At 45.0% G+C, this 18,847-nt stretch carries 17 protein-coding genes and 2 pseudogenes; 8 read left to right on the top strand and 11 right to left on the bottom strand.

Features of this window, described 5'->3' with window-relative positions; translation table 11 throughout:
* The 6 genes and pseudogenes from GY843_RS11770 to GY843_RS11745 form a co-directional block, all read right to left on the bottom strand.
* Positions 1–426 (bottom strand): annotated as a pseudogene (locus tag GY843_RS11770) (4-hydroxy-2-oxovalerate aldolase); the annotation flags it as partial.
* A gap of 4 nt (positions 427–430) precedes the next feature.
* The gene (locus GY843_RS11765) at positions 431–1,342 is read right to left on the bottom strand and encodes an acetaldehyde dehydrogenase (acetylating) (RefSeq protein ID WP_297309801.1); all 912 of its coding nucleotides are present in this window, start codon (positions 1,340–1,342) and stop codon (positions 431–433) included.
* Positions 1,343–1,390: 48 nt separating this feature from the next.
* Positions 1,391–2,176, bottom strand: a complete 786-nt coding sequence (dmpE, locus tag GY843_RS11760; RefSeq protein ID WP_297309799.1) for a 2-oxopent-4-enoate hydratase — start codon at positions 2,174–2,176, stop codon at positions 1,391–1,393.
* Positions 2,177–2,270: 94 nt separating this feature from the next.
* Entirely contained in the window at positions 2,271–3,731 is a 1,461-nt protein-coding gene (locus GY843_RS11755; protein ID WP_297309797.1) for a 2-hydroxymuconic semialdehyde dehydrogenase, read from the bottom strand.
* A gap of 141 nt (positions 3,732–3,872) precedes the next feature.
* Complete coding sequence (locus tag GY843_RS11750) at positions 3,873–4,796, bottom strand: catechol 2,3-dioxygenase (protein ID WP_297309795.1); 924 nt, start codon at positions 4,794–4,796, stop codon at positions 3,873–3,875.
* A 10-nt stretch (positions 4,797–4,806) separates the two neighbouring features.
* Positions 4,807–5,139, bottom strand: a complete 333-nt coding sequence (locus tag GY843_RS11745; protein WP_297309793.1) for a 2Fe-2S iron-sulfur cluster binding domain-containing protein — start codon at positions 5,137–5,139, stop codon at positions 4,807–4,809.
* 429 nt (positions 5,140–5,568) lie between these two features.
* Between GY843_RS11745 and GY843_RS11740 the strand changes: the two genes are divergently transcribed.
* Complete coding sequence (locus tag GY843_RS11740) at positions 5,569–6,144, top strand: YdeI family protein (RefSeq protein ID WP_297309791.1); 576 nt, start codon at positions 5,569–5,571, stop codon at positions 6,142–6,144.
* Between the two features lie 73 nt (positions 6,145–6,217).
* Here the strand turns inward: GY843_RS11740 and GY843_RS11735 are convergent, their stop codons facing one another.
* On the bottom strand, positions 6,218–7,096 hold the full coding sequence (locus tag GY843_RS11735) for a LysR substrate-binding domain-containing protein (protein ID WP_297309789.1): 879 nt from the start codon (positions 7,094–7,096) through the stop codon (positions 6,218–6,220).
* A 101-nt stretch (positions 7,097–7,197) separates the two neighbouring features.
* Here GY843_RS11735 and GY843_RS11730 point away from each other — a divergent pair, with 101 nt between their 5' ends.
* Positions 7,198–8,328, top strand: coding sequence for an S-(hydroxymethyl)glutathione dehydrogenase/class III alcohol dehydrogenase (locus tag GY843_RS11730; protein WP_367183836.1), 1,131 nt, complete (start codon positions 7,198–7,200; stop codon positions 8,326–8,328).
* A gap of 65 nt (positions 8,329–8,393) precedes the next feature.
* Positions 8,394–9,242 (top strand): S-formylglutathione hydrolase, encoded by an 849-nt coding sequence (gene fghA / locus GY843_RS11725; RefSeq protein ID WP_297309787.1) that lies wholly within the window; start codon positions 8,394–8,396, stop codon positions 9,240–9,242.
* A 237-nt stretch (positions 9,243–9,479) separates the two neighbouring features.
* On the opposite strand, the gene GY843_RS11720 is transcribed toward fghA, so the two are convergent.
* Both GY843_RS11720 and GY843_RS11715 read right to left on the bottom strand, forming a co-directional pair.
* Entirely contained in the window at positions 9,480–10,352 is an 873-nt protein-coding gene (locus GY843_RS11720; protein WP_297309785.1) for a MerR family transcriptional regulator, read from the bottom strand.
* Positions 10,353–10,355: 3 nt separating this feature from the next.
* Positions 10,356–11,243, bottom strand: a complete 888-nt coding sequence (locus tag GY843_RS11715) for an HDOD domain-containing protein (RefSeq protein WP_297309783.1) — start codon at positions 11,241–11,243, stop codon at positions 10,356–10,358.
* 170 nt (positions 11,244–11,413) lie between these two features.
* Between GY843_RS11715 and GY843_RS11710 the strand changes: the two genes are divergently transcribed.
* The 3 genes from GY843_RS11710 to GY843_RS11700 all read left to right on the top strand — a co-directional run bounded on the left by GY843_RS11710 (position 11,414) and on the right by GY843_RS11700 (position 13,946).
* Positions 11,414–12,052, top strand: coding sequence for an HD domain-containing phosphohydrolase (locus GY843_RS11710; RefSeq protein ID WP_297309781.1), 639 nt, complete (start codon positions 11,414–11,416; stop codon positions 12,050–12,052).
* Between the two features lie 227 nt (positions 12,053–12,279).
* Entirely contained in the window at positions 12,280–13,200 is a 921-nt protein-coding gene (locus GY843_RS11705) for a diguanylate cyclase (protein ID WP_297309779.1), read from the top strand.
* Between the two features lie 29 nt (positions 13,201–13,229).
* Positions 13,230–13,946 carry a hypothetical protein gene (locus GY843_RS11700; RefSeq protein WP_297309777.1) on the top strand — a complete coding sequence of 239 codons (717 nt, stop codon included), beginning with the start codon at positions 13,230–13,232 and terminating at the stop codon, positions 13,944–13,946.
* Between the two features lie 110 nt (positions 13,947–14,056).
* On the opposite strand, the gene GY843_RS11695 is transcribed toward GY843_RS11700, so the two are convergent.
* Entirely contained in the window at positions 14,057–15,763 is a 1,707-nt protein-coding gene (locus GY843_RS11695; protein WP_297309775.1) for a sigma-54-dependent Fis family transcriptional regulator, read from the bottom strand.
* A gap of 35 nt (positions 15,764–15,798) precedes the next feature.
* Positions 15,799–17,490, bottom strand: a complete 1,692-nt coding sequence (locus tag GY843_RS11690; RefSeq protein WP_297309773.1) for a sigma-54-dependent Fis family transcriptional regulator — start codon at positions 17,488–17,490, stop codon at positions 15,799–15,801.
* A gap of 373 nt (positions 17,491–17,863) precedes the next feature.
* Here GY843_RS11690 and GY843_RS11685 point away from each other — a divergent pair, with 373 nt between their 5' ends.
* Complete coding sequence (locus GY843_RS11685) at positions 17,864–18,232, top strand: phenol hydroxylase subunit (RefSeq protein ID WP_297309772.1); 369 nt, start codon at positions 17,864–17,866, stop codon at positions 18,230–18,232.
* A 22-nt stretch (positions 18,233–18,254) separates the two neighbouring features.
* Positions 18,255–18,847 (top strand): annotated as a pseudogene (locus tag GY843_RS11680) (phenol hydroxylase); the annotation flags it as partial.

The raw sequence follows: 18,847 nt of genomic DNA, 5'->3' as shown, positions 1-18,847 counted from the left end.
CGCCATCATCAGGAAGCCAACGGTATCCATCTCCATCTTCGCAGCCATACCGATATGCTGTTCAGATACGTCCGCTTCCGTACAGTGAGTCGCAACACGAATCGTGCTTACACCGCAATCGTTTGCCATTTTCAGATGATCAACGGTTCCGATGCCCGGCAGCAGCAGAGCAGAGATTTTTGCGTTTTTCATCTTTGGCACAACTGCGTTGAGGTACTCCTCATCAGTGTGTGCTGGGAAACCGTAGTTCAAAGAGGAACCACCCAGACCATCGCCGTGGGTTACCTCAATCAATGGGATACCTGCATCATCCAGACCGGTTGATACAGCAACCATCTGCTCCAGCGATAGCTGATGACGTTTGGCATGCATACCATCACGCAGGCTCATATCGTGGAGTTTTACATTCTTACCTTTCAGATCCATCGTATTAGCCTCGCTCCGGTAAAGTTATAGTTCCGTTGTGCGCTTCTTCAGCAAACATCTCTGCAGTACGCAGACCCGCAGCAGTCATGATGTCCAAGTTACCTGCATATTTCGGTAGGAAGTCGCCCAGACCTTCTACTTCCATAAATACAGAAACTTTGTTGCCATCGAAGATTGGGCCGTTTACCAGTTTGTAACCCGGTACGTACTTTTGTACTTCCTTCACCATGTTGTGAACGGATTCAGTAATCGCCGCCTGATCTGGCGTGGTTTTAGTTAGACAGTGAATCGTGTCACGCATCATCAGTGGTGGCTCAGCCGGGTTGATAATGATGATCGCTTTACCTTTGTCTGCACCACCTACAGCTTCAACAGCGCCAGATGTAGTACGGGTAAATTCATCGATGTTCTGACGTGTGCCTGGACCTACAGAGCGGGAAGATACCGTTGCTACGATCTCGCCGTATTCAACGTCCTGTACCTGAGAAACCGCTGCAACCATTGGGATCGTCGCCTGACCACCGCAAGTCACCATGTTTACGTTCATCTCCAGCTGAGATGCGTGCTGTTTCAGGTTTACAGGAGGAACACAGAATGGACCGATTGCAGCAGGCGTCAGATCGACCATGATTACGCCCAGCTCGTTCAGCTTGCGGCTGTTCTCTGCGTGTACATAAGCAGAAGTCGCATCAAAGGCGATACGGATATCATCTTCGATTACTTTGTCCAGCATGCCGTCGACACCGGTGCTGGAAACTTTGATACCAAATTCCTGTGCGCGTTTCAGACCTTCGGATTCTGGGTCGATACCCACCATCCAAACCGGCTCAACCCACTCTGAGCGCATCATCTTCATCAGCAAGTCAGTACCGATGTTACCTGGGCCGATAATGACCGCTTTTAATTTCTTACTCATAGAATACTTTCCTTTATTCAGCCTATGGCTTCATATGAAAAAATGGCCTTATGTAAAACGCACAGAAGCAGAACCGATACCGCCAATGCTTACGGTCATGTAATCACCCGCCTGAACTGGCTCCAGCGGTACCAGAGAACCGGACAGGATCACTTCACCGGCTTTCAGAGGAATACCAAACTCACCCAGCGTATTTGCCAGCCAGGTTACACAGTTCACTGGGCTACCCAGTGCTGCAGCGCCGGCACCGGTAGAGATAATCTGACCGTTTTTCTCAACCACCATGCCGCAAGTAGACAGATCTACTTCACGTGGGCTTACCGCACGATCACCCAGTACAAACAAACCGCAGGATGCGTTATCCGCAACGGTGTCCTGAATTTTGATATTCCAGTTTTCAATACGGGAATCGACCACCTCAAAACATGGGATGACACAGTCAGTCGCTGCCAGTACGTCAGCGTTAGTGATGCCTGGACCGATCAGGTCTTTCTTCAAAATAAAAGCGATCTCGCCTTCAGCTTTTGGCTGAATCAGACGCTCACTGATCGGCATCTCTTCACCCTGACTGAACGCCATATCGTCTGTCAGATAACCGAAATCAGGCTGGTGAACATTCAGCATGTTCTGTACTGCTTTAGAGGTCACACCGATCTTTTTACCGATGATCTTTGCACCGGCTTCAACACGGCGCTCAACCATACGGAGAGAGATGTGGTAAGCATCTTCGATAGTAATATCGTCAAAACGCTCAGTGAACGGACGCAGCGTTTCGCGTTTAGTCAGTGCCTGATACAACTCATCACCGCACTGTAGGATCTGTTGTTTATCCATATAAAAATTCCTCAGGAATTTAGCTGTAAGCGGCAAGCTACAAGCGACAAGAAGTTTTTAGCTTGCAGCCTGAAGCTTGTAGCTTGCTGCTCAATTAAAGTTTTACGCAGACGTTTTTGAGTTCCGTGTAAAATTCGAGTCCGTGAACACCACCTTCACGACCGATACCTGACTCCTTCGCACCACCAAATGCAGTACGCAGATCACGCAGGAACCAGCTATTTACCCAAACCAGACCCACTTCCATCTGCTCTGCTACGCGAGTAGCTCGGGAGGAGTTTTCAGTCCAGATCGCAGCACAAAGGCCGTAGTTGGTGTCGTTAGCCAGTTCAACCACTTCATCTTCAGAATCGAATGGGCGGATATGGCAGCAAGGGCCGAATACTTCTTCTTTGATTACACGGGCATCGTCAGCAAGACCGGTCCAGATAGTTGGCTGAACCCAAGCTCCTGCATTAAGGTCGTCGCCCATCTCTGGAACGCCACCACCCGTTACAACCTGCGCGCCTTCTTCAACGGCCAATTTGTAGTAGGAGAGAACCTTCTCTTTATGTTCCTGACTTACCAGAGGACCAAAATCTACATCGCCATCTTCAGGGCGGCCCATCTTCAGTTTCTCTGCACCTTCTTTCAGGCGCTGAACAAACTCTTCAAAAATTGGACGTTCCACATAAACACGTTCAGTACCCAGACAGACCTGACCGCAGTTCACAAAAGCAGAACGCAGAGTGCCTTCAATTGCTTTATCCATGTCGCAATCAGCGAACACGATGCCTGGGTTCTTACCGCCACATTCCATCGAGATATTGCGCAGGCCAACAGACGCAGCGCGCATGATGATCTCGCCGGTACGGGTTTCACCAGTAAAGGTGATGGCATCAACATCTTTATGTTCAGTCAGGTAAGCACCTGCAGAGTCAGGGCCGAAGCCATGAACCACGTTATAAACACCTTCAGGTACACCACACTCATTCATCACTTCACCCAGCAGTGTTGCGGTAGCGGGTGTTTCTTCAGATGGCTTAACCACTACGGTGTTACCACACGCCAGTGCCGGACCTACTTTCCAGGTCATCAATAGCAGTGGCAGGTTCCAAGGGCTGATTACAGCGATAACACCCTTTGGAGAACGATGGCCGTAGTTCAGTGCGCCTTTACCGTCGGGAGTATCCATGCGGAAAGATTCAGTAGGGTGGTTAGCCACAGTTTCGGAAAACGCTTTGAAGTTCGCCGCACCACGTGGGATATCGATGTGGGATGCGATCTTCTGAGGTTTACCAGTGTCTTTACATTCAGCTTCCAGAAACTCATCAAAACGTTCGTTAATTCGGTCAGCGACTTTGTTCAGTAACTGGATTCGCTGGGCTTGAGTCATCTTGCCCCATGGACCGTTCATTGCAGCTTTCGCAGCTTTAACGGCTGCGTCTACTTCGGGTTGGCCTGCTTCATGGACCATACCGATCAGGCTGTCATCAACTGGGCAGCGGTTTTCAAAAGTCTTACCGCTTTCTGTTGTAACAAACTGACCATTAATAAAGTTTTTAAATTCGTTCATTCTTCTATTCTCAAGCCAGATTAGAAATCCAGATCCTTTACCCTCAGCACTGTCTTTATCAAAACTAAAGAACTGTCTTTTTTAACCGCAGCCTCAAGGGGTAAAGGAAACTTAAAGGCTGCGGTGATTGGTGCTTTCTACTTAGGTCAGAACCGTCAGGAAGCGATCATTCAGAACACGGTCGTGATAGAAAATCGCCTTACCTAAAGTATCCGCAGTCCAGGTAACGGGTTCGTGATCTGGATAGTGGTAGTCCCCACCACAGAACACTTCAGAACGGTTACCGGAAGGATCGAAGAAGTAGATAGTCTTACCGTGAGTCAGACCATGACGGGTTGGACCGATATCCAGAGAAACATCGTCCATAGAGATCAGGTCAGCGGCGCGCAGTACATCTTCCCAGGTATCAAGGAAGAAGGATGCGTGGTGCAGCTTGCCTGGCTCTGGGCATTCGATGAATGCAACATCGTGTGCCTTCATGCCAACTGTCAGGAACAGTGCAGGGCGTTTACCTTCGTCATCAACAACCTGTTCAGCAATATCAAAGCCCAGAACTTCCTGGAACATTTTCACTGTGCCTTCGATATTTGGTCCGTAAAGCAGGCAGTGGTCGAAGCGAGTTGCTTTCATGCCAGTAAGGTCACGAGGCCATGCTTCTGGGTTTACGTTAGACACACCCCATTTACCGGTTTGTTCTTTCTCTGCATAGAGCTCGAACATATGGCCAGTAGGGGAGTCGAAACGGATACGTCGACCGCAGCCGGTTAACTCGCCTGCAGGAATTTCTTCAACGCTACAGCCGTACTCGATCAGCTCTTTGTGCAGCTTTTCCAGTGTTTCGTTATCGAGAACTTTGTAGCCAACAAAATCCATACCTGGCTCGTCTGCTTCACGCAGAACAACAGAGAACTTGTCTACTTCAGTCCAGCCTTTCAGATACACTCTACCCTGTGGATCACGCTCAACTTCTATCAGACCTAGAAGGTCACGATAGTGTTTAACCGCTTCATCCATATCCAGTACTCGAAGCTGGATATGACCAGGACGCATTACCCCTTTTTTCATGAAACTATCCTCAGTTTTTATTTTTAAGTGATTGCTTTAGTGATTCAGGCGTGAGATCCGCTTCAATCTTCAGATCACTGGTAGGAAAAATCCGACAGGCAAGGACGAACCCCTCATCCCGATCCTGCTCAGTGATATGTGCTTTACTCATTCGTTTACTGGAGAAATCTCCTTCAACAATCCGAACCTTGCAGACACCACAGCCTCCGCCACGGCAACCCACATCAATGCATTCGGTGTTATCTCTCTCCATACCCACTAAGAGGTTGTTCTCTGAAGAGCAAAAAAACTCCCGGTCTTGGTTTACAACCTGAACGCGGTATTTAGTGATTTGCTGATTCATCAAATAACCCCTGGCAATTAAATTTCACGTCAGTGTTAGAGATCTCTTCACAGATTTCTTGATACTGCTGTAGGGCTATAGAGCAACGGGTGTGCCAGAAAAATTTTGTTATTTGCGATAAGGTTTTTAATTTATTGAAAAATAAGGATTAATTTTTATTTATGTAGGGCTTCCTAGGTCTGGATTACTATGCTTTCAGAGTTTGAATTTATGATTTGGATTATCAAATGATTAAAGAAATCACTGTGTAATGATGAGTTGATCAAATGATTTATTCCGGGGAATAGGTGGGAACCATTTTCACGTAATTGGCTGTTTTGACTACAAAGCAGGGCTTTAATTATCTGTTGTATCTATAACTTGTTTTGTTGCTATGACTTGCTTTAATAGACGCATCAATTCGATGTTTAACTGAGAGACTCCAACCAGATGCCAGAACCAGATCCACAGAAAATCATGAAGTTTGCTAATCCAAAAGAACTCTGCGAGTGGCTAGAAGTAAATCACGCAACTGAGAGTGAGTTGTGGATAAAGATCTTTAAGAAGAAGGCAGGGGTTCAGAGTGTTACCTGGAATGATGTGGTCGTGGAAGCTTTATGCTGGGGCTGGATTGATGGTATTAAAAAATCGATAGATGAGCAGGCTTACCTTCAGCGCATAACACCTAGAACTACAAAAAGCGGCTGGTCCAAAAGAAACACTGAGCATGTTGAGCGTTTGATAAAAGAGGGCCGGATGCAGGAATCCGGACTGGTTCATGTTCGTGCAGCGAAAGCTGATGGGCGTTGGGAAAAGGCTTATGTGGCGAGTGAAATTGAAGTACCTGCAGATTTTATTAAGGCATTAGAAAATGAGCCAGTTGCAAAACAGTATTTTGAAACGCTAAATAAATCGAGCCGTTATGTTATTGCCCATGGCTTGGTCAGTGCTAAGAAGCCTGAAACAAGGCAGAGGCGATTTACAAAATATATGACAATGCTAGCTAATGAAGAGCAGCCTAAATAAACGCTTTAGGTGAAGAAGTTAGGATAACTATGTCGCCGACGTACCAAGAATAGCTTCTAGCTTTAGTTCAGGTTTACTTCGCTTTGGATAATTCCGTACTTAAATAATCAACTAACATTCTTACTTTAGGGGAAAGGTGTCGATTATGTGGATAAATAGCCCAGACACCTTCATCGCATTGTTGGTGATTAGTTAGCAATGGGACTAGTTCACCAGAGTGTATCGCGTCTGTGACGTAATAATCAGGTAACTGTACTATTCCTAGACCTTTTAAAGCGGCGTCTAACAATGCATCTCCACTGTTACAGCGGATGTTACCGCTTATTTTTATATCTCTCTCAGCGCCGTTTTCCTGAAAACGCCAATAATCCAGGGTGCCCTTAAGGCAGTTATGCTGTTCCAATTCGGATAATGAGTTAGGCATCCCGTGTATGGATATGTAATCTTTTGATGCGCAGACATACAACCTTCTATTCGCTAACCTTCTTGCCATCATGCTTGAATCTTCTAATTTTCCTAGACGAATTGCGACATCAAACCCACCGTCAACCAGATCTAACATCTGGTTAGTCAGTTCAAAGTCGACAGTTAAATCGGGATAGTTTGCGATGAAGTTATTAAGCAAGGGGGCTATCTTGCTAGAACCATAGATTGTCGGTGCTGTGATTTTCAGCTTGCCTTGGGGACTACTCTGTAAATTGTTGATAGCCCTTTCTGCATCATCAAGTGCATCAATAATTTGTCTGCAATGCTGATAATAAATCAAGCCAGCTTCGGTCGTGGATACCTTCCTTGTAGTGCGGTAGAAAAGTTTTGTCGAAAGCCTGTTTTCAAGTGCGCTAATCTGCCTGCTTACTTGGGCTGTTGAAATCCCTAGCTTTTTAGCCGCTGAGGTAAAGCTCTCAACTTCGGCCACCGCAACAAATTCAGAAACGCCTTCCCAGCTAAGCATTGTTACTCTCACGTAAAAGTATTTTTATATTTCGCTGATTATAGCTCTGAAAGAAACAACTACAATTAATCTACTTATGAATCGTAATAGACGAGGAAACCATGAGCGATAAAATGATTAAGTCAAAAGCAGCAATTGCCTGGGGAGCAGGTCAGCCTCTTTCTATCGAAGAGGTTGATGTAATGCCACCAAAGGCAGGCGAAGTACTGGTACGAATTATCGCTACGGGTGTCTGCCACACTGATGCATTTACTTTATCTGGAGATGATCCGGAAGGGATTTTCCCCGCGATTCTAGGGCATGAAGGCGGTGGTATCGTGGAAGCTGTTGGGGAAGGTGTCACCAGTGTAGAAATTGGAGACCACGTTATCCCTCTTTACACTCCAGAATGCGGCGAGTGTAAGTTCTGTAAATCAGGTAAAACGAACCTTTGTCAGAAAATCCGTGAGACCCAGGGCAAAGGCTTGATGCCAGACGGTACAACCCGTTTTTATAAAGATGGAGAACCGATTTATCACTATATGGGTTGTTCAACCTTCTCTGAATACACCGTGCTCCCAGAAATTTCTCTCGCTAAGGTGAATAAACAAGCACCGCTTGAAGAGGTTTGCCTACTAGGTTGTGGAGTGACAACTGGAATGGGAGCGGTAATGAATACGGCCAAGGTTGAGGAAGGCGCTACAGTCGCAATCTTCGGTCTGGGCGGTATCGGTTTGTCTGCAGTCATTGGCGCTACAATGGCTAAAGCCAGCCGCATCATTGCTATCGATATCAACGAAAGTAAATTTGAACTGGCCACACAGCTAGGAGCAACGGATTGTATTAACCCTAAAACATATGACAAGCCGATTCAGGATGTAATCGTTGAATTAACCGATGGTGGTGTTGATTACTCTTTTGAATGTATCGGTAATGTTGATGTGATGCGTTCAGCTCTTGAGTGTTGTCATAAGGGCTGGGGCGAGTCTGTCATTATTGGTGTTGCTGGGGCTGGTCAGGAAATCTCAACCCGTCCGTTCCAATTGGTCACAGGTCGTGTTTGGCGTGGCACTGCATTCGGCGGCGTTAAGGGCAGATCTGAACTACCGGATCTGGTGGAACGCTATATGGCAGGTGAATTCAAACTCAACGATTTCATTACCCACACAATGTCACTAGAAGACATTAATGAAGCTTTTGAGTTGATGCACAAAGGCGAAAGTATTCGCAGCGTAATTCATTTCGATAAATAAAAAATGATTTTGGGCCTCCCCTAAGTTGCATAGCTGGGGATGGCTGGGGGAGTGTGGGGTTAAGAATGAGTATTGAGAATATCAGCCAGCATAAGAGCTTTGGCGGTTGGCACAAACAATACAAACACAAATCAGATGTATTGAACAGCGACATGAGGTCTGCAATATACCTGCCTCCATGCGCAGCAGAAGGTGTAGATGTTCCGGTTCTCTACTGGTTATCTGGCCTGACCTGTACTGATGAAAACTTTATGCAGAAGGCAGGTGCACATCGAGTTGCTGCTGAGCTGGGGATCGCCATTGTCGCACCGGATACAAGCCCGCGAGGAGAGGCAGTAGCAGATAGCCCCGATTATGACTTAGGGCAGGGAGCAGGCTTCTACCTTAATGCGACTGAGGCTCCATGGAACCGTCATTACAGAATGTATGATTACATTCTTAATGAATTACCTGAAATTATTCAGAATGCGTTTCCGGTAAATAACGCCCGCTCTATCTCTGGTCATTCCATGGGAGGCCATGGCGCCCTGACGATTGCTTATAAGAATCCTGGCTTATTTAAGTCCGTATCTGCTTTTAGCCCGATTACAAATCCATCGGAATGTCCCTGGGGTGAAAAGGCTTTTTCGGCCTACCTTGGCAAGGAAAAAAAAGAATGGCTTAACTACGATGCGTGTGCACTGATCTCCTCAGGTGGAGTGGCTATTCCTACACTGATCGATCAAGGGCTAGGCGATGAATTTCTGTCTAATCAGCTGAAACCAGAGGCTCTATTGAGTGCAGCGGACAAAGCAGGAATCTCGTTAGAGTTACGGACCCACGAAGGTTACGACCACAGCTACTATTTCATCGCTACGTTCATAGAAGAACACCTTAGATTCCACGCCGTTCATTTGAAAAGCAATGACAGTTGAATGCTTGGTTGGCTTTGAACTTTCCCCTCCATTACAACTATTTCATCGATGATATCAATAGGGTTAGAGGGTTCCACTAGAGATGGGAGGGGGCAATCCTATTTGTTGGTGATAGTTAGTGAGGGTTATGTCGGTTCTATCAAATTTACCAACATCTGATTGGGGTGTATTTATATGTAGTTATTCAACGCTGCGTGTGGTGACACTGCTTGGAGGTGTAAGGTTAATCTTACGGGTTTACTCTATTTGGTATGATTTAGTTGCGAGCAAATCGTAGATTCCAGACAATTCCGAGATTACCTTTACGCCTTCAGGTAGCTGGTTCAAGTATGAACTACCGGAGCCTCCTATTACTATGCTGGTATCCTGACAAAGACCTTCCCTTAGTAGCATTAGTTGATCATTGATGACCCTTGGTGAAGTATTAGTTGTTATCGAAAGACCAACATAATCGACACTGTAAAATTTTGATGCTTCGATAATCTCTGAAACAGGTAAACCCGCGCCTAAATAGATCGTCCTACAACCTGCATCATTAAAAATTGAATTAGCAATTTTAAGTCCAATCGTATGATGCTCATTACTTAATGTGGCTAACAAAGCGGTTTTGGAATCGGAATCAAAGAAACAGGACTGATCAATAGTTAAGACCGTATGAAGCTGCTCAGATAGAGCATGTTCGATGTGAACAGGTATGTCCCCACAAGCCCAACCCTCACCAACCATTTCAGCTAATGGAGCACAGATGGATTCAGCAAACTCTAGAGTGCTTAAAGAACTTTTATAACTTTTGAGTAGAGATAATGAAGTGGCTATATCCCCTCTGCGTGCAGCGGAATAAACCTTCTTTACAGGCTCAGAAAATACATCGGGTAACGGTCTAGTAGCTTCATTGTTGAAATAGCTTGAATCGGAGAGAATTTTGGATGGTCTTAGCCCTTGATCTAAAAGCTTTTTGACTTCTTTTAGTTTGCTGAGATCTGTATCAGTGTAGGCTCTTGAGCCATTAGGGCTTCTAACAGGTTCTGGAAAGCCATACCTCTCTTCCCATTTTCTTAGAGTCGCAGCTTTAATCCCTGATTCTTGCTCAACTACTTTGATGCTATACATTTTCTATAGACCTAATGCTCTACTTTGTTCTTCAGCCTTTTCGATTTCTGAAGACAATATACTGCATATATGAGGCATTATGGGCAATACTATTTCCCATTCCGGCTTAATAATGCTTTTAATCATATCTGCCTCTAATTGTTCATGGCACCAGTTGAAACAATCATCATGCCTGGAGACATAGACACTAATCGCGTCTGCCACCTGAAGAGATATGAGAATTCTCTTAATGGTTTTGGGGACTTTGGGGTGTTTGAGTGCTCTAACAGAGTGATGATACCTAATGACATTTGTGATCAAGGATGGCAGGTCCATTTTCTTTGTAACCATGTAGCCCAAACTGCAATGGTCGTAACCCAGCTTATCCGATTCAACATCTATTAGATCATCAGGTGTTTCCCAGTCCGCTTGTGCAATACTATCAATAACATCCGGAGAAAACTGAAACATTACTAGGCGGCCTATGTCATGTAGCAAGCCGCAAAGATAGGCAACTTGTACACTTTCACCATCACCGAATAGTTGTTTATAGATTTCGGCACTTAAAATCCCAACTTCCACAGAGTGTTGCCATAATTCTTTATGGTGTTTTCTTGATGGAATAAAGACTTTAGACACAGACGCAAGTGCAACTAGCCTGTAGATAGTTTGTGATCCAACTCTCGTCAGCGCAGCTTTAAGGCTGTGTATATGTACATTCGGAGATGATGAGGCTGCATTAGCTGAAGAGATAATCATACTAGCTAGGGCCGGATCCGAATGAGCTAGTTCATACAACTTGTCGAAAAAGTTGATGTCATCGGGATTTGCTTTGGATAGCTCAAAGATTACAGCGGGGAGCATAGGTAGCTCTGTGATCTTTGATTCAAGTTCTATTAATGAGTACTGCATGGCACACCTCTTTGTCTAATAAAGTATAGACAAAATTTGGTGATCAATAATGATCTTGATCAAATTTTAAGTTTTATTCGGTTTTTGTGCTATTTTGTTTAATGTATATTAGACGTTTATTAAGAAAAGGATCTTTCGCAAAGTTAACCAAGTAGTATTGTTGTACTTTTATGAACGATTCGGCCCTGAACCCATATGCACTCTATGCAAATACAAATAATCCAACTGGACTTGCACGACACCTTCTGCAGCTAGTTAAAGAATACGACGTAATTACTTACCATCATTCGGTAAATGTTGGTGATATTGCCCTAAGGGTCGGAAGAGAGTTTGGTCTTTCAGATAAAACTCTACACGTGCTCTGGATGGCTTCTGTTTTGCACGATATTGGTAAGATTAATATCCAAAAGGAAATTCTTAATAAGCCAGGAAGCTTATCGGCAACTGAATATGAACATATACAAACCCATGTTCAAATAGCTGATGACTTTTATGATGCGTTAGGCATTTCAAAGCCCATATCTACAATAATTTCACAGCATCACGAAAGGCTAGACGGAACGGGTTACCCTCTTGGTTTGCAAGACGAAGAGATCGTTTTTGAAGCCAAAATTATTGCGGTAGCTGACTGTTTGGATGCAATGACTGCTAGGAGGCCGTATCGAGAACCGCTTGGGTTGCATGAGTCAATTGCTATTCTCGAAGACCTGAGTGAATCTCAGCTGGATAGATCGGTTGTGAATGTAGTTAAGGATCTACATGAAAAAGATTCTTTTCTTAAAACCTTGTACAAAAAACTTCTAGCTTAAAACTGCTACTCATTATGCTTCCATGTGGCATTCGATATTGTTAGTGAATGAATTATCTGGGAACTCCATTAGGGCATAAAAAAGCATTACTCAATGCCAGAACTACAAGAGTTGGTATGAAGTCGAACCACCCTAAGTCAATATTTTTACTGATTAATTACAAAAACTTGGCAGCTACTTCTATTCTGTAAGTGAACCTTAAAATTTCTGATGTTGTTTGGTGAATTATGGATGTGTTGATAATCGATGATGATCTATCGATATGTAATTACCTAAGAGAAATAGTATCCGGTGAAGGGCATCACTGCTATGTTGCTCACAATCATAAAGAGGCGTTTGAGATTCTGGATCACTATGAAGTAGATTTAGCTCTTATAGACGTTTACTTGCCTGAAAAAGATGGCTTTCAAATCACTAAAACTATTCGTAAAGTCTACGGGGCAACTTGGATTCCCGTTGTCTTTATTAGTGCGTCAGATTCCGATAAGGATTATGAGAAGTGTGTCGAGGCTGGTGGGGATGACTATCTAGTAAAGCCTATTAGACCGATTGTTGTAAAAACTAAACTTAAGACTTTAGAACGAATCTCTTCAATGAAGAGAAGGGTGGAGTCAGCGAATAAAAAACTTAAACGACTGACCCATCTTGATCCTCTGACAAAGGTACAAAACAGAAGATCCCTACAGCATGTGTTATTAAAAGAATGGCGAAGCGCAAAAAGAAATAGGGCTGCCCTGTCTGTTCTGATGATTGATATCGATTGTTTCAAAAGTTACAACGATTCACTAAGACATTTGAAAGGTGATACCTGCCTTCAAAAAGTTGCCAAAGTCATTACCCATACTGTAACAAGACCCCGGGATGTCGTTTCCAGATATGGTGGTGAGGAATTTCTAGTTGTGCTTCCGGAGACTAATCTTGAGGGAGCTAATTGCATCGCTGAAAACATTCATCAAGCCATCTTGGATAAAGGAATAAGTCATCCAAACTCCGAAATTTCAAATATGGTTACTGTTAGCATAGGGGTGAGTTGCATAACTGATAGAACACAATCGCCAGAGCATCTGTGTGACGAAGCTGATCAAGCTCTCTATCAAGCAAAAAGAGATGGGCGTAATAGATCATGCCTCTTTCGTCATAACCAATAGAGTAGATTAGCCACTTTGCTGGAGCCTAGATGAAATCCCTAACAGAAGGAAAATGTGAGAGATCGGAATGTACTGATCTTCTGGATGAGTTGGCCCAACTTAAAGAACAGCTCGAGCAGGCAGAACTTCAGTTAGGGATGATTGAAAAAAAGGATGAAAAGATAAAGAATCTTCATAATGAGGGTGCTAGAAATTCATCTGACCAGTTTGATGTAAGTGATGTTAGTGATGTGCTATATGCTGCTCCAACAGATGTACAAGTGAAACCGACTCCAGAGTGGATAAGTTTGTTAAACAATATTTCTGGGCTTGTTAATCACTCAGGAGATGAAAAAGTTGAATCGGGCACTCTGATAGTTTGCGTATTTTCGGCTATTTCTCAGGATGAAGTGCAAATAAGTGAAATCGCCATTACTCAGAATGAAGTAAAAATGATTGATGGGTTAATTAACTCTTGTTCACATAAAGGTGATTTGACCGCTTACATAAGTCATTTTGAACGGGCTGTATTTATACCTGAAGATCCTGATGGGGCTGCTGCAGCTCTATTTTCGGATAGATTGATAGCTGCGACTGATAAATACAAAGCCCCTAAAGGCTTTGAAGGCTTAAAATACAAGTGCAGTATAGGTATTGCAGTTTTCCCCAGCGATGCATCAGAAATTGATACTCTCTTTAGATATGCAGATCGAGCGGCATATTCGTCATTAAAAATTTCAGACTCTTATTACTCTTACTATAAGTGATACCCATGCTTATAGGATAATAGGAGCTGTTCCTTCCTAGCCTGACTCTCAGCCTCTCGATAAGTATCGATAGCGAGCAGGTTTCAACCGATTAAGCCTAGTTTGAAAAATCACTCTCCAGAGATCTTCTTCAACTTGTAAGCCAGTGTAGGCCGTGAGATTCCCAGCTTTCGAGCGGCCTTTGATACATTACCTTCACACTGTTGCATAGCATTGTGTATCAATACTTCTTCGAAGGCTTCCATATCGAAGCCATCTTTTAGTAACTCTTGTGCCTGCCGATTCAGGTCGTTTGCCTCAGTCGTTGAGTTTTCTTCGCAAAGGTTTCCTGTTTTGTCGATGATATTAAGCGGGTGAGAGGGTTCAACCAGAGATGGGAAGAAGTCTTCTAAGCCTATCTGTTGGTTATTGTCGGTGAGGATAATGCCGCGTTCGATCATATTTTCCAGCTCACGAATGTTGCCGGGCCAACTGTAATCTTTAAAAGCATTCATTGCTTTATCAGAGATGCCCAGGGTCAGCTTGTGATACATGTTGTGGTATTTATCCAGGAAGTGCTCCACTAGTGCAGGGATGTCTTCCGTGCGCTCTCTCAGAGGCGGAATAAATACCGGGAAAACATTAAGGCGGTAGAACAAATCTGCGCGGAAGCGGCCTTCCTGCACTGCTTGTTGTAGATCCTCGTTGGTTGCAGCAACGATACGTACATCAATATTCTGGGTTTGGTTACCACCCACTTTCTCAAGTTCTCCTTCCTGAAGCACACGGAGCAGTGAGGCTTGGGCACGGGCAGGAAGTTCGATCACTTCATCAAGGAATATGGTTCCGCCATGGGCGCGTTCAAATTTACCTATGCGTGATTGGGTCGCCCCGGTATAGGCACCTTTTTCAACGCCGAACAGTTCTGACTCGATCAATTCCTGGGGCAGGGTGGCGCAATTAACAGCAACAAAAGGTTTATCGGAGCGATCACTGCTTACGTGCAGCCCTTTGGCCACGATCTCTTTACCGACTCCGGTTTCGCCCAGTAGCAGGGTGGTGACTCTGCTTTGAGAAGCTCGGTTAATAAGTCGGCAGACTTTTTTGAAAGCAGGAGACTTACCAACTGATTTATAAAGTTGCTCGTCTTCCTGCTGTAATCCAATACCGGATCGGAAGACATCAACCTCGGACTGAAGGGAGATAAGTTGATCAATGATCGGGTCTGGTTTCAGGTAGCGTTCGATCTCTTCAGGATCATCCCACTCCTCAATTGGTTTACCAACATTGGTACAGTGACCAGCTCCACAGGCTACACACTGGGTTTCCTTAAACAGAATCCGGCGTTGCATATAATAACTAGTGTAACCACTGGCATAGCCAAGTAGCGTCCAGCATACGGGTGAATCTGAAGGGCCAAAATCGGCCATATGAATCTCGGCTTCGTAGGAGCCGTGCCAGTCAAATTCGCCGCTGAATTCACCCTTCTCGATATCCATCTCCATATGGATCGGTTTCACCTTTACGATCCCTTCGATGGTATGCATCTGGGGACCCACCCAGAACGCTTCACGGCTGGTCAGATCGGGACGGATACGTTTGGCAAGCTCGGCATCCCGTTGACCAGCAGCATAACCAAAGCGCATAAGCAGACCTTTAGCGCGTTCAACTCCCAGTGTTTCGATCAGCTCTTTACGCAGAGAACCCATCACGCCGGAATGGATCAGCAGCATGCGCTGCTCACTCAACCAGATTTTACCGTTCTCTATATCGAACTTGATCTCTGCCAACAGATCTTCTGTGGAAGGTGCAGGAAGTTGGGTACGCTCTGAAGTCATAAAGAGTACAGCATTGCCTTTGTCGAATTAGCGTTTTATTTCTTCAGCCGGTAAGCCATCTGTGGTCGTGTGATACCTAGTAACCTAGCCGCCTGCGTCACATTGCCACTGGCTTTTTGCATCGCCCGGTCAAGGAGCTGTTGCTCAAAGTTATTCAGATCGAAATTTTCATTAAGGAGCTGGTCGACCAGATCTTCGCCACTACTTGTAGTTTGTGATTTAGTACAGAGCTCACCGGTACCGCTGGCAACATTCAATGGATGGGAGGGTTCGGCCAGAGATGGGAAAAACGACTTCATATCGATACTACGATTATTATCGGTGAGGATAATGCCGCGTTCGATCATATTTTCCAGTTCTCTGATATTGCCTGGCCACTTGTACTTTATCAGAGCTTGCATAGCTTTATCTGATACCCCCAACGTATGTTTGTTGTACATGTTGTGGTATTTCTCAAGGAAGTGTTCGATCAACAGTGGGATATCTTCCAGACGCTCCCGTAGCGGTGGAATCTGAACAGGATAAACATTAAGGCGATAGAAAAGGTCCTGACGGAATTTGCCCTTCTGTACCGCTTCTGCCAGATCCTCGTTGGTTGCAGCAACTACGCGTACATCGATTTTGCGTAGCTGATTATCACCCACGCGTTCCATCTCGCCTTCCTGGAGTACTCGCAGAAGAGCGGCTTGTGCGCGAGGACTGAGTTCAACCACTTCATCAAGGAAAATAGTACCGCCGTGGGCACGTTCAAATTTACCTTCACGGGATTGTGTTGCCCCTGTGTATGCGCCTTTACGCACACCAAACAGTTCTGCTTCGATCAGGTCAGGAGGAATGCAGGCACAGTTCACTGCTATAAAAGGTTGCTCTGCGCGTTCACTGGTTTGGTGAAGACCGCGGGCAACAACTTCTTTACCCACACCGGTTTCACCCTGAAGTAGAACGGTTACCGTGCTTGATGATGCACGTTGAATCAGATGGCAGACATGTTGAAAAGCAGGGGATTGGCCCACCGAGTTGAACAATTGTGAATCAGTGGGGACGCGCATATCGATCAGATTTTCACGCAGGGTACTGATCTCATAACGTAGAGCGAACAGCTCTTCCACAATGGGGTCAGGAAGCAGGCAGCGTTCCAGTTCTTCCTGATCTTCCCACTCTTCAGCAGGTTTGCCGACAATATGGCAATGATCATGGCCAGTACCGGAGCACTGAGTCTCCTTAAAGATGATCTTGCGGCCCATATAATAGCTCGTGAAACCACTGGCATAGCCGAGTAGGGTCCAGCAGATTGGCTCTTCAGCTATACCAAATTCATTGATATGAACTTCAGATTCATAAGAGTCGTACCAATCGAATTCACCGTAAAACTCACCTTTTTCTACATCAAACTCCAGAGCAATAGGATCAACACGCACCATGCCTTTAAGGCAGTGCATCTGAGGGCCAACCAGGAATGCATCGGCTGTTGAGATATCGGGGCGGATCTTATGCGCGAACTCAGCGTCTTTCATACCTGACTGATAGCCAAAACGCATCAGAAAACCTCTGGCGCGTTCTAATCCCAGTGAGGAAACAAGTTCTTTACGTAGTGAACCCATAACTGCTGAATGGATCAGCAGCATTCTTTGTTCATCTAACCAGATTTTCCCATCTTCATAGGCAAATTGGATTTGAGAGATCAGATCTTCAGATGTTGGTAACTGAAGGGCTGGTTGCTCACTCATGTATGTTCTCACTTATTTTTATTGTTTTTTATAGCTGATAACCCCTGAATAGAATTTCTTCAGGGATACCGTCGTCTCGCTACTGTTAACTATAGTCAACAGGGTGCAGTACTAAGCAAAACCCGTGCACAAATTCATTTGGCCTGAAGATATGAGTTTGTGCCGAAAAGAGACTGTTCAGCTGAGCAAATAATTAATTAATCAGTTAAGCCTAATCATTTCGTCACCCTTTGAACAGGGGGGCTATCGCATTTTCTATAGGCGAAATTAGTCGTATATACCGCCTCAAAATATTTTTTTTTGATATCTAAAAACTCTTTTAAAACATTCTCTTAGGTTGTTTTTATTACGGCCTGTTTTTTGGTGTGTCTCGTTGGCTGGCACACCCCTTGCTGATAGCTCTAGCGACTTTGGATCAAAAGGTGAGTTAAACGAAATGACAAACGTACAGCTACAAACGCGTTCTGGAGATAACGGAAAACCATTCGAACGTCTGGTCAAGTTCATCCGTGTACGCAGTCCCGAAGGTGCTCGTTTCGTCGAGTTCGATTTCGCAATCGGCGATCCGAGTCTGTTTGTGGAGTTAGTGATGCCACAAGGTGCTTTTGAGCACTTTTGTCGGAAAAACGACGTGGTGCATATGACAGATGAGCAGATGCAGGCAGTTGATGCAGAAATGGAAAAGTGGCGTTACGGCGAAGAAACGCTGATGGCCCACAACCACGACCGCGCAACCCAATAAGAATAATAGGAATACAACCGCAATGACTATTGAAATTAAAACCGCGACGTTAGAGCCGGTACGCAATACCTTTGCACACATTGAGCGTCGCTTTGGTGATAAGCCGGCGACTCGTTATCAGGAAGCTACGTATGACGTGCAGTCAGAAGCTTATTTCCATTACCGCCCACTGTGGCAGCCGGATAAGGAGCTGAACGATCCAAGCCGTACTGATATCAAGATGGAAGACTGGTACGCGTTTAAAGATCCACGCCAGTTTTACTACGGCACTTACGTACAGCAGCGCTCCAAAATGCAGGAAGTGGCTGAGAACAATTACGCGTTCTTTGAGAAACGAGATCTGGCTCGCCACCTACCTGAAGATATGAAAGCGAAACTGATCCGCTATCTGTTACCACTACGTCATGTTGAGCACGGTGCGAATCTGAACAACATGTATGCCAGCGCTTATGGATACGGTACTGCGATTACTCAGGCTTGCCTGTACAACGGCATGGACCGTTTAGGTATTGCGCAATATCTATCCCGTATTGGTTTGATCCTTGATGGCAATAGTGGTGATGCGCTGGCGGAAGCGAAGCTTTACTGGCTGGACGAGAAAATCTGGCAGGGCGT

The organism is Neptuniibacter sp. (assembly GCF_024231755.1).
GTDB lineage: Bacteria > Pseudomonadota > Gammaproteobacteria > Pseudomonadales > Balneatricaceae > Neptuniibacter.
Note: the sequence above shows the minus strand (reverse complement) of the source record. Positions and strands in the feature narration are given on the sequence as shown.

Excerpts from the sequence above, each read along its gene's own strand:
- GY843_RS11715 (WP_297309783.1), bottom strand. The coding sequence starts at position 11,243 with ATGCAGTACTCATTAATAGAACTTGAATCAAAGATCACAGAGCTACCT.
- dmpE (WP_297309799.1), bottom strand. The coding sequence starts at position 2,176 with ATGGATAAACAACAGATCCTACAGTGCGGTGATGAGTTGTATCAGGCA.
- GY843_RS11745 (WP_297309793.1), bottom strand. The coding sequence starts at position 5,139 with ATGAATCAGCAAATCACTAAATACCGCGTTCAGGTTGTAAACCAAGAC.
- GY843_RS11720 (WP_297309785.1), bottom strand. The coding sequence starts at position 10,352 with ATGTATAGCATCAAAGTAGTTGAGCAAGAATCAGGGATTAAAGCTGCG.
- GY843_RS11690 (WP_297309773.1), bottom strand. The coding sequence starts at position 17,490 with ATGAGTGAGCAACCAGCCCTTCAGTTACCAACATCTGAAGATCTGATC.
- GY843_RS11705 (WP_297309779.1), top strand. The coding sequence starts at position 12,280 with ATGGATGTGTTGATAATCGATGATGATCTATCGATATGTAATTACCTA.
- GY843_RS11710 (WP_297309781.1), top strand. The coding sequence starts at position 11,414 with ATGAACGATTCGGCCCTGAACCCATATGCACTCTATGCAAATACAAAT.
- GY843_RS11735 (WP_297309789.1), bottom strand. The coding sequence starts at position 7,096 with ATGCTTAGCTGGGAAGGCGTTTCTGAATTTGTTGCGGTGGCCGAAGTT.
- GY843_RS11765 (WP_297309801.1), bottom strand. The coding sequence starts at position 1,342 with ATGAGTAAGAAATTAAAAGCGGTCATTATCGGCCCAGGTAACATCGGT.
- fghA (WP_297309787.1), top strand. The coding sequence starts at position 8,394 with ATGAGTATTGAGAATATCAGCCAGCATAAGAGCTTTGGCGGTTGGCAC.
- GY843_RS11700 (WP_297309777.1), top strand. The coding sequence starts at position 13,230 with ATGAAATCCCTAACAGAAGGAAAATGTGAGAGATCGGAATGTACTGAT.
- GY843_RS11755 (WP_297309797.1), bottom strand. The coding sequence starts at position 3,731 with ATGAACGAATTTAAAAACTTTATTAATGGTCAGTTTGTTACAACAGAA.
- GY843_RS11750 (WP_297309795.1), bottom strand. The coding sequence starts at position 4,796 with ATGAAAAAAGGGGTAATGCGTCCTGGTCATATCCAGCTTCGAGTACTG.
- GY843_RS11740 (WP_297309791.1), top strand. The coding sequence starts at position 5,569 with ATGCCAGAACCAGATCCACAGAAAATCATGAAGTTTGCTAATCCAAAA.
- GY843_RS11695 (WP_297309775.1), bottom strand. The coding sequence starts at position 15,763 with ATGACTTCAGAGCGTACCCAACTTCCTGCACCTTCCACAGAAGATCTG.
- GY843_RS11730 (WP_367183836.1), top strand. The coding sequence starts at position 7,198 with ATGAGCGATAAAATGATTAAGTCAAAAGCAGCAATTGCCTGGGGAGCA.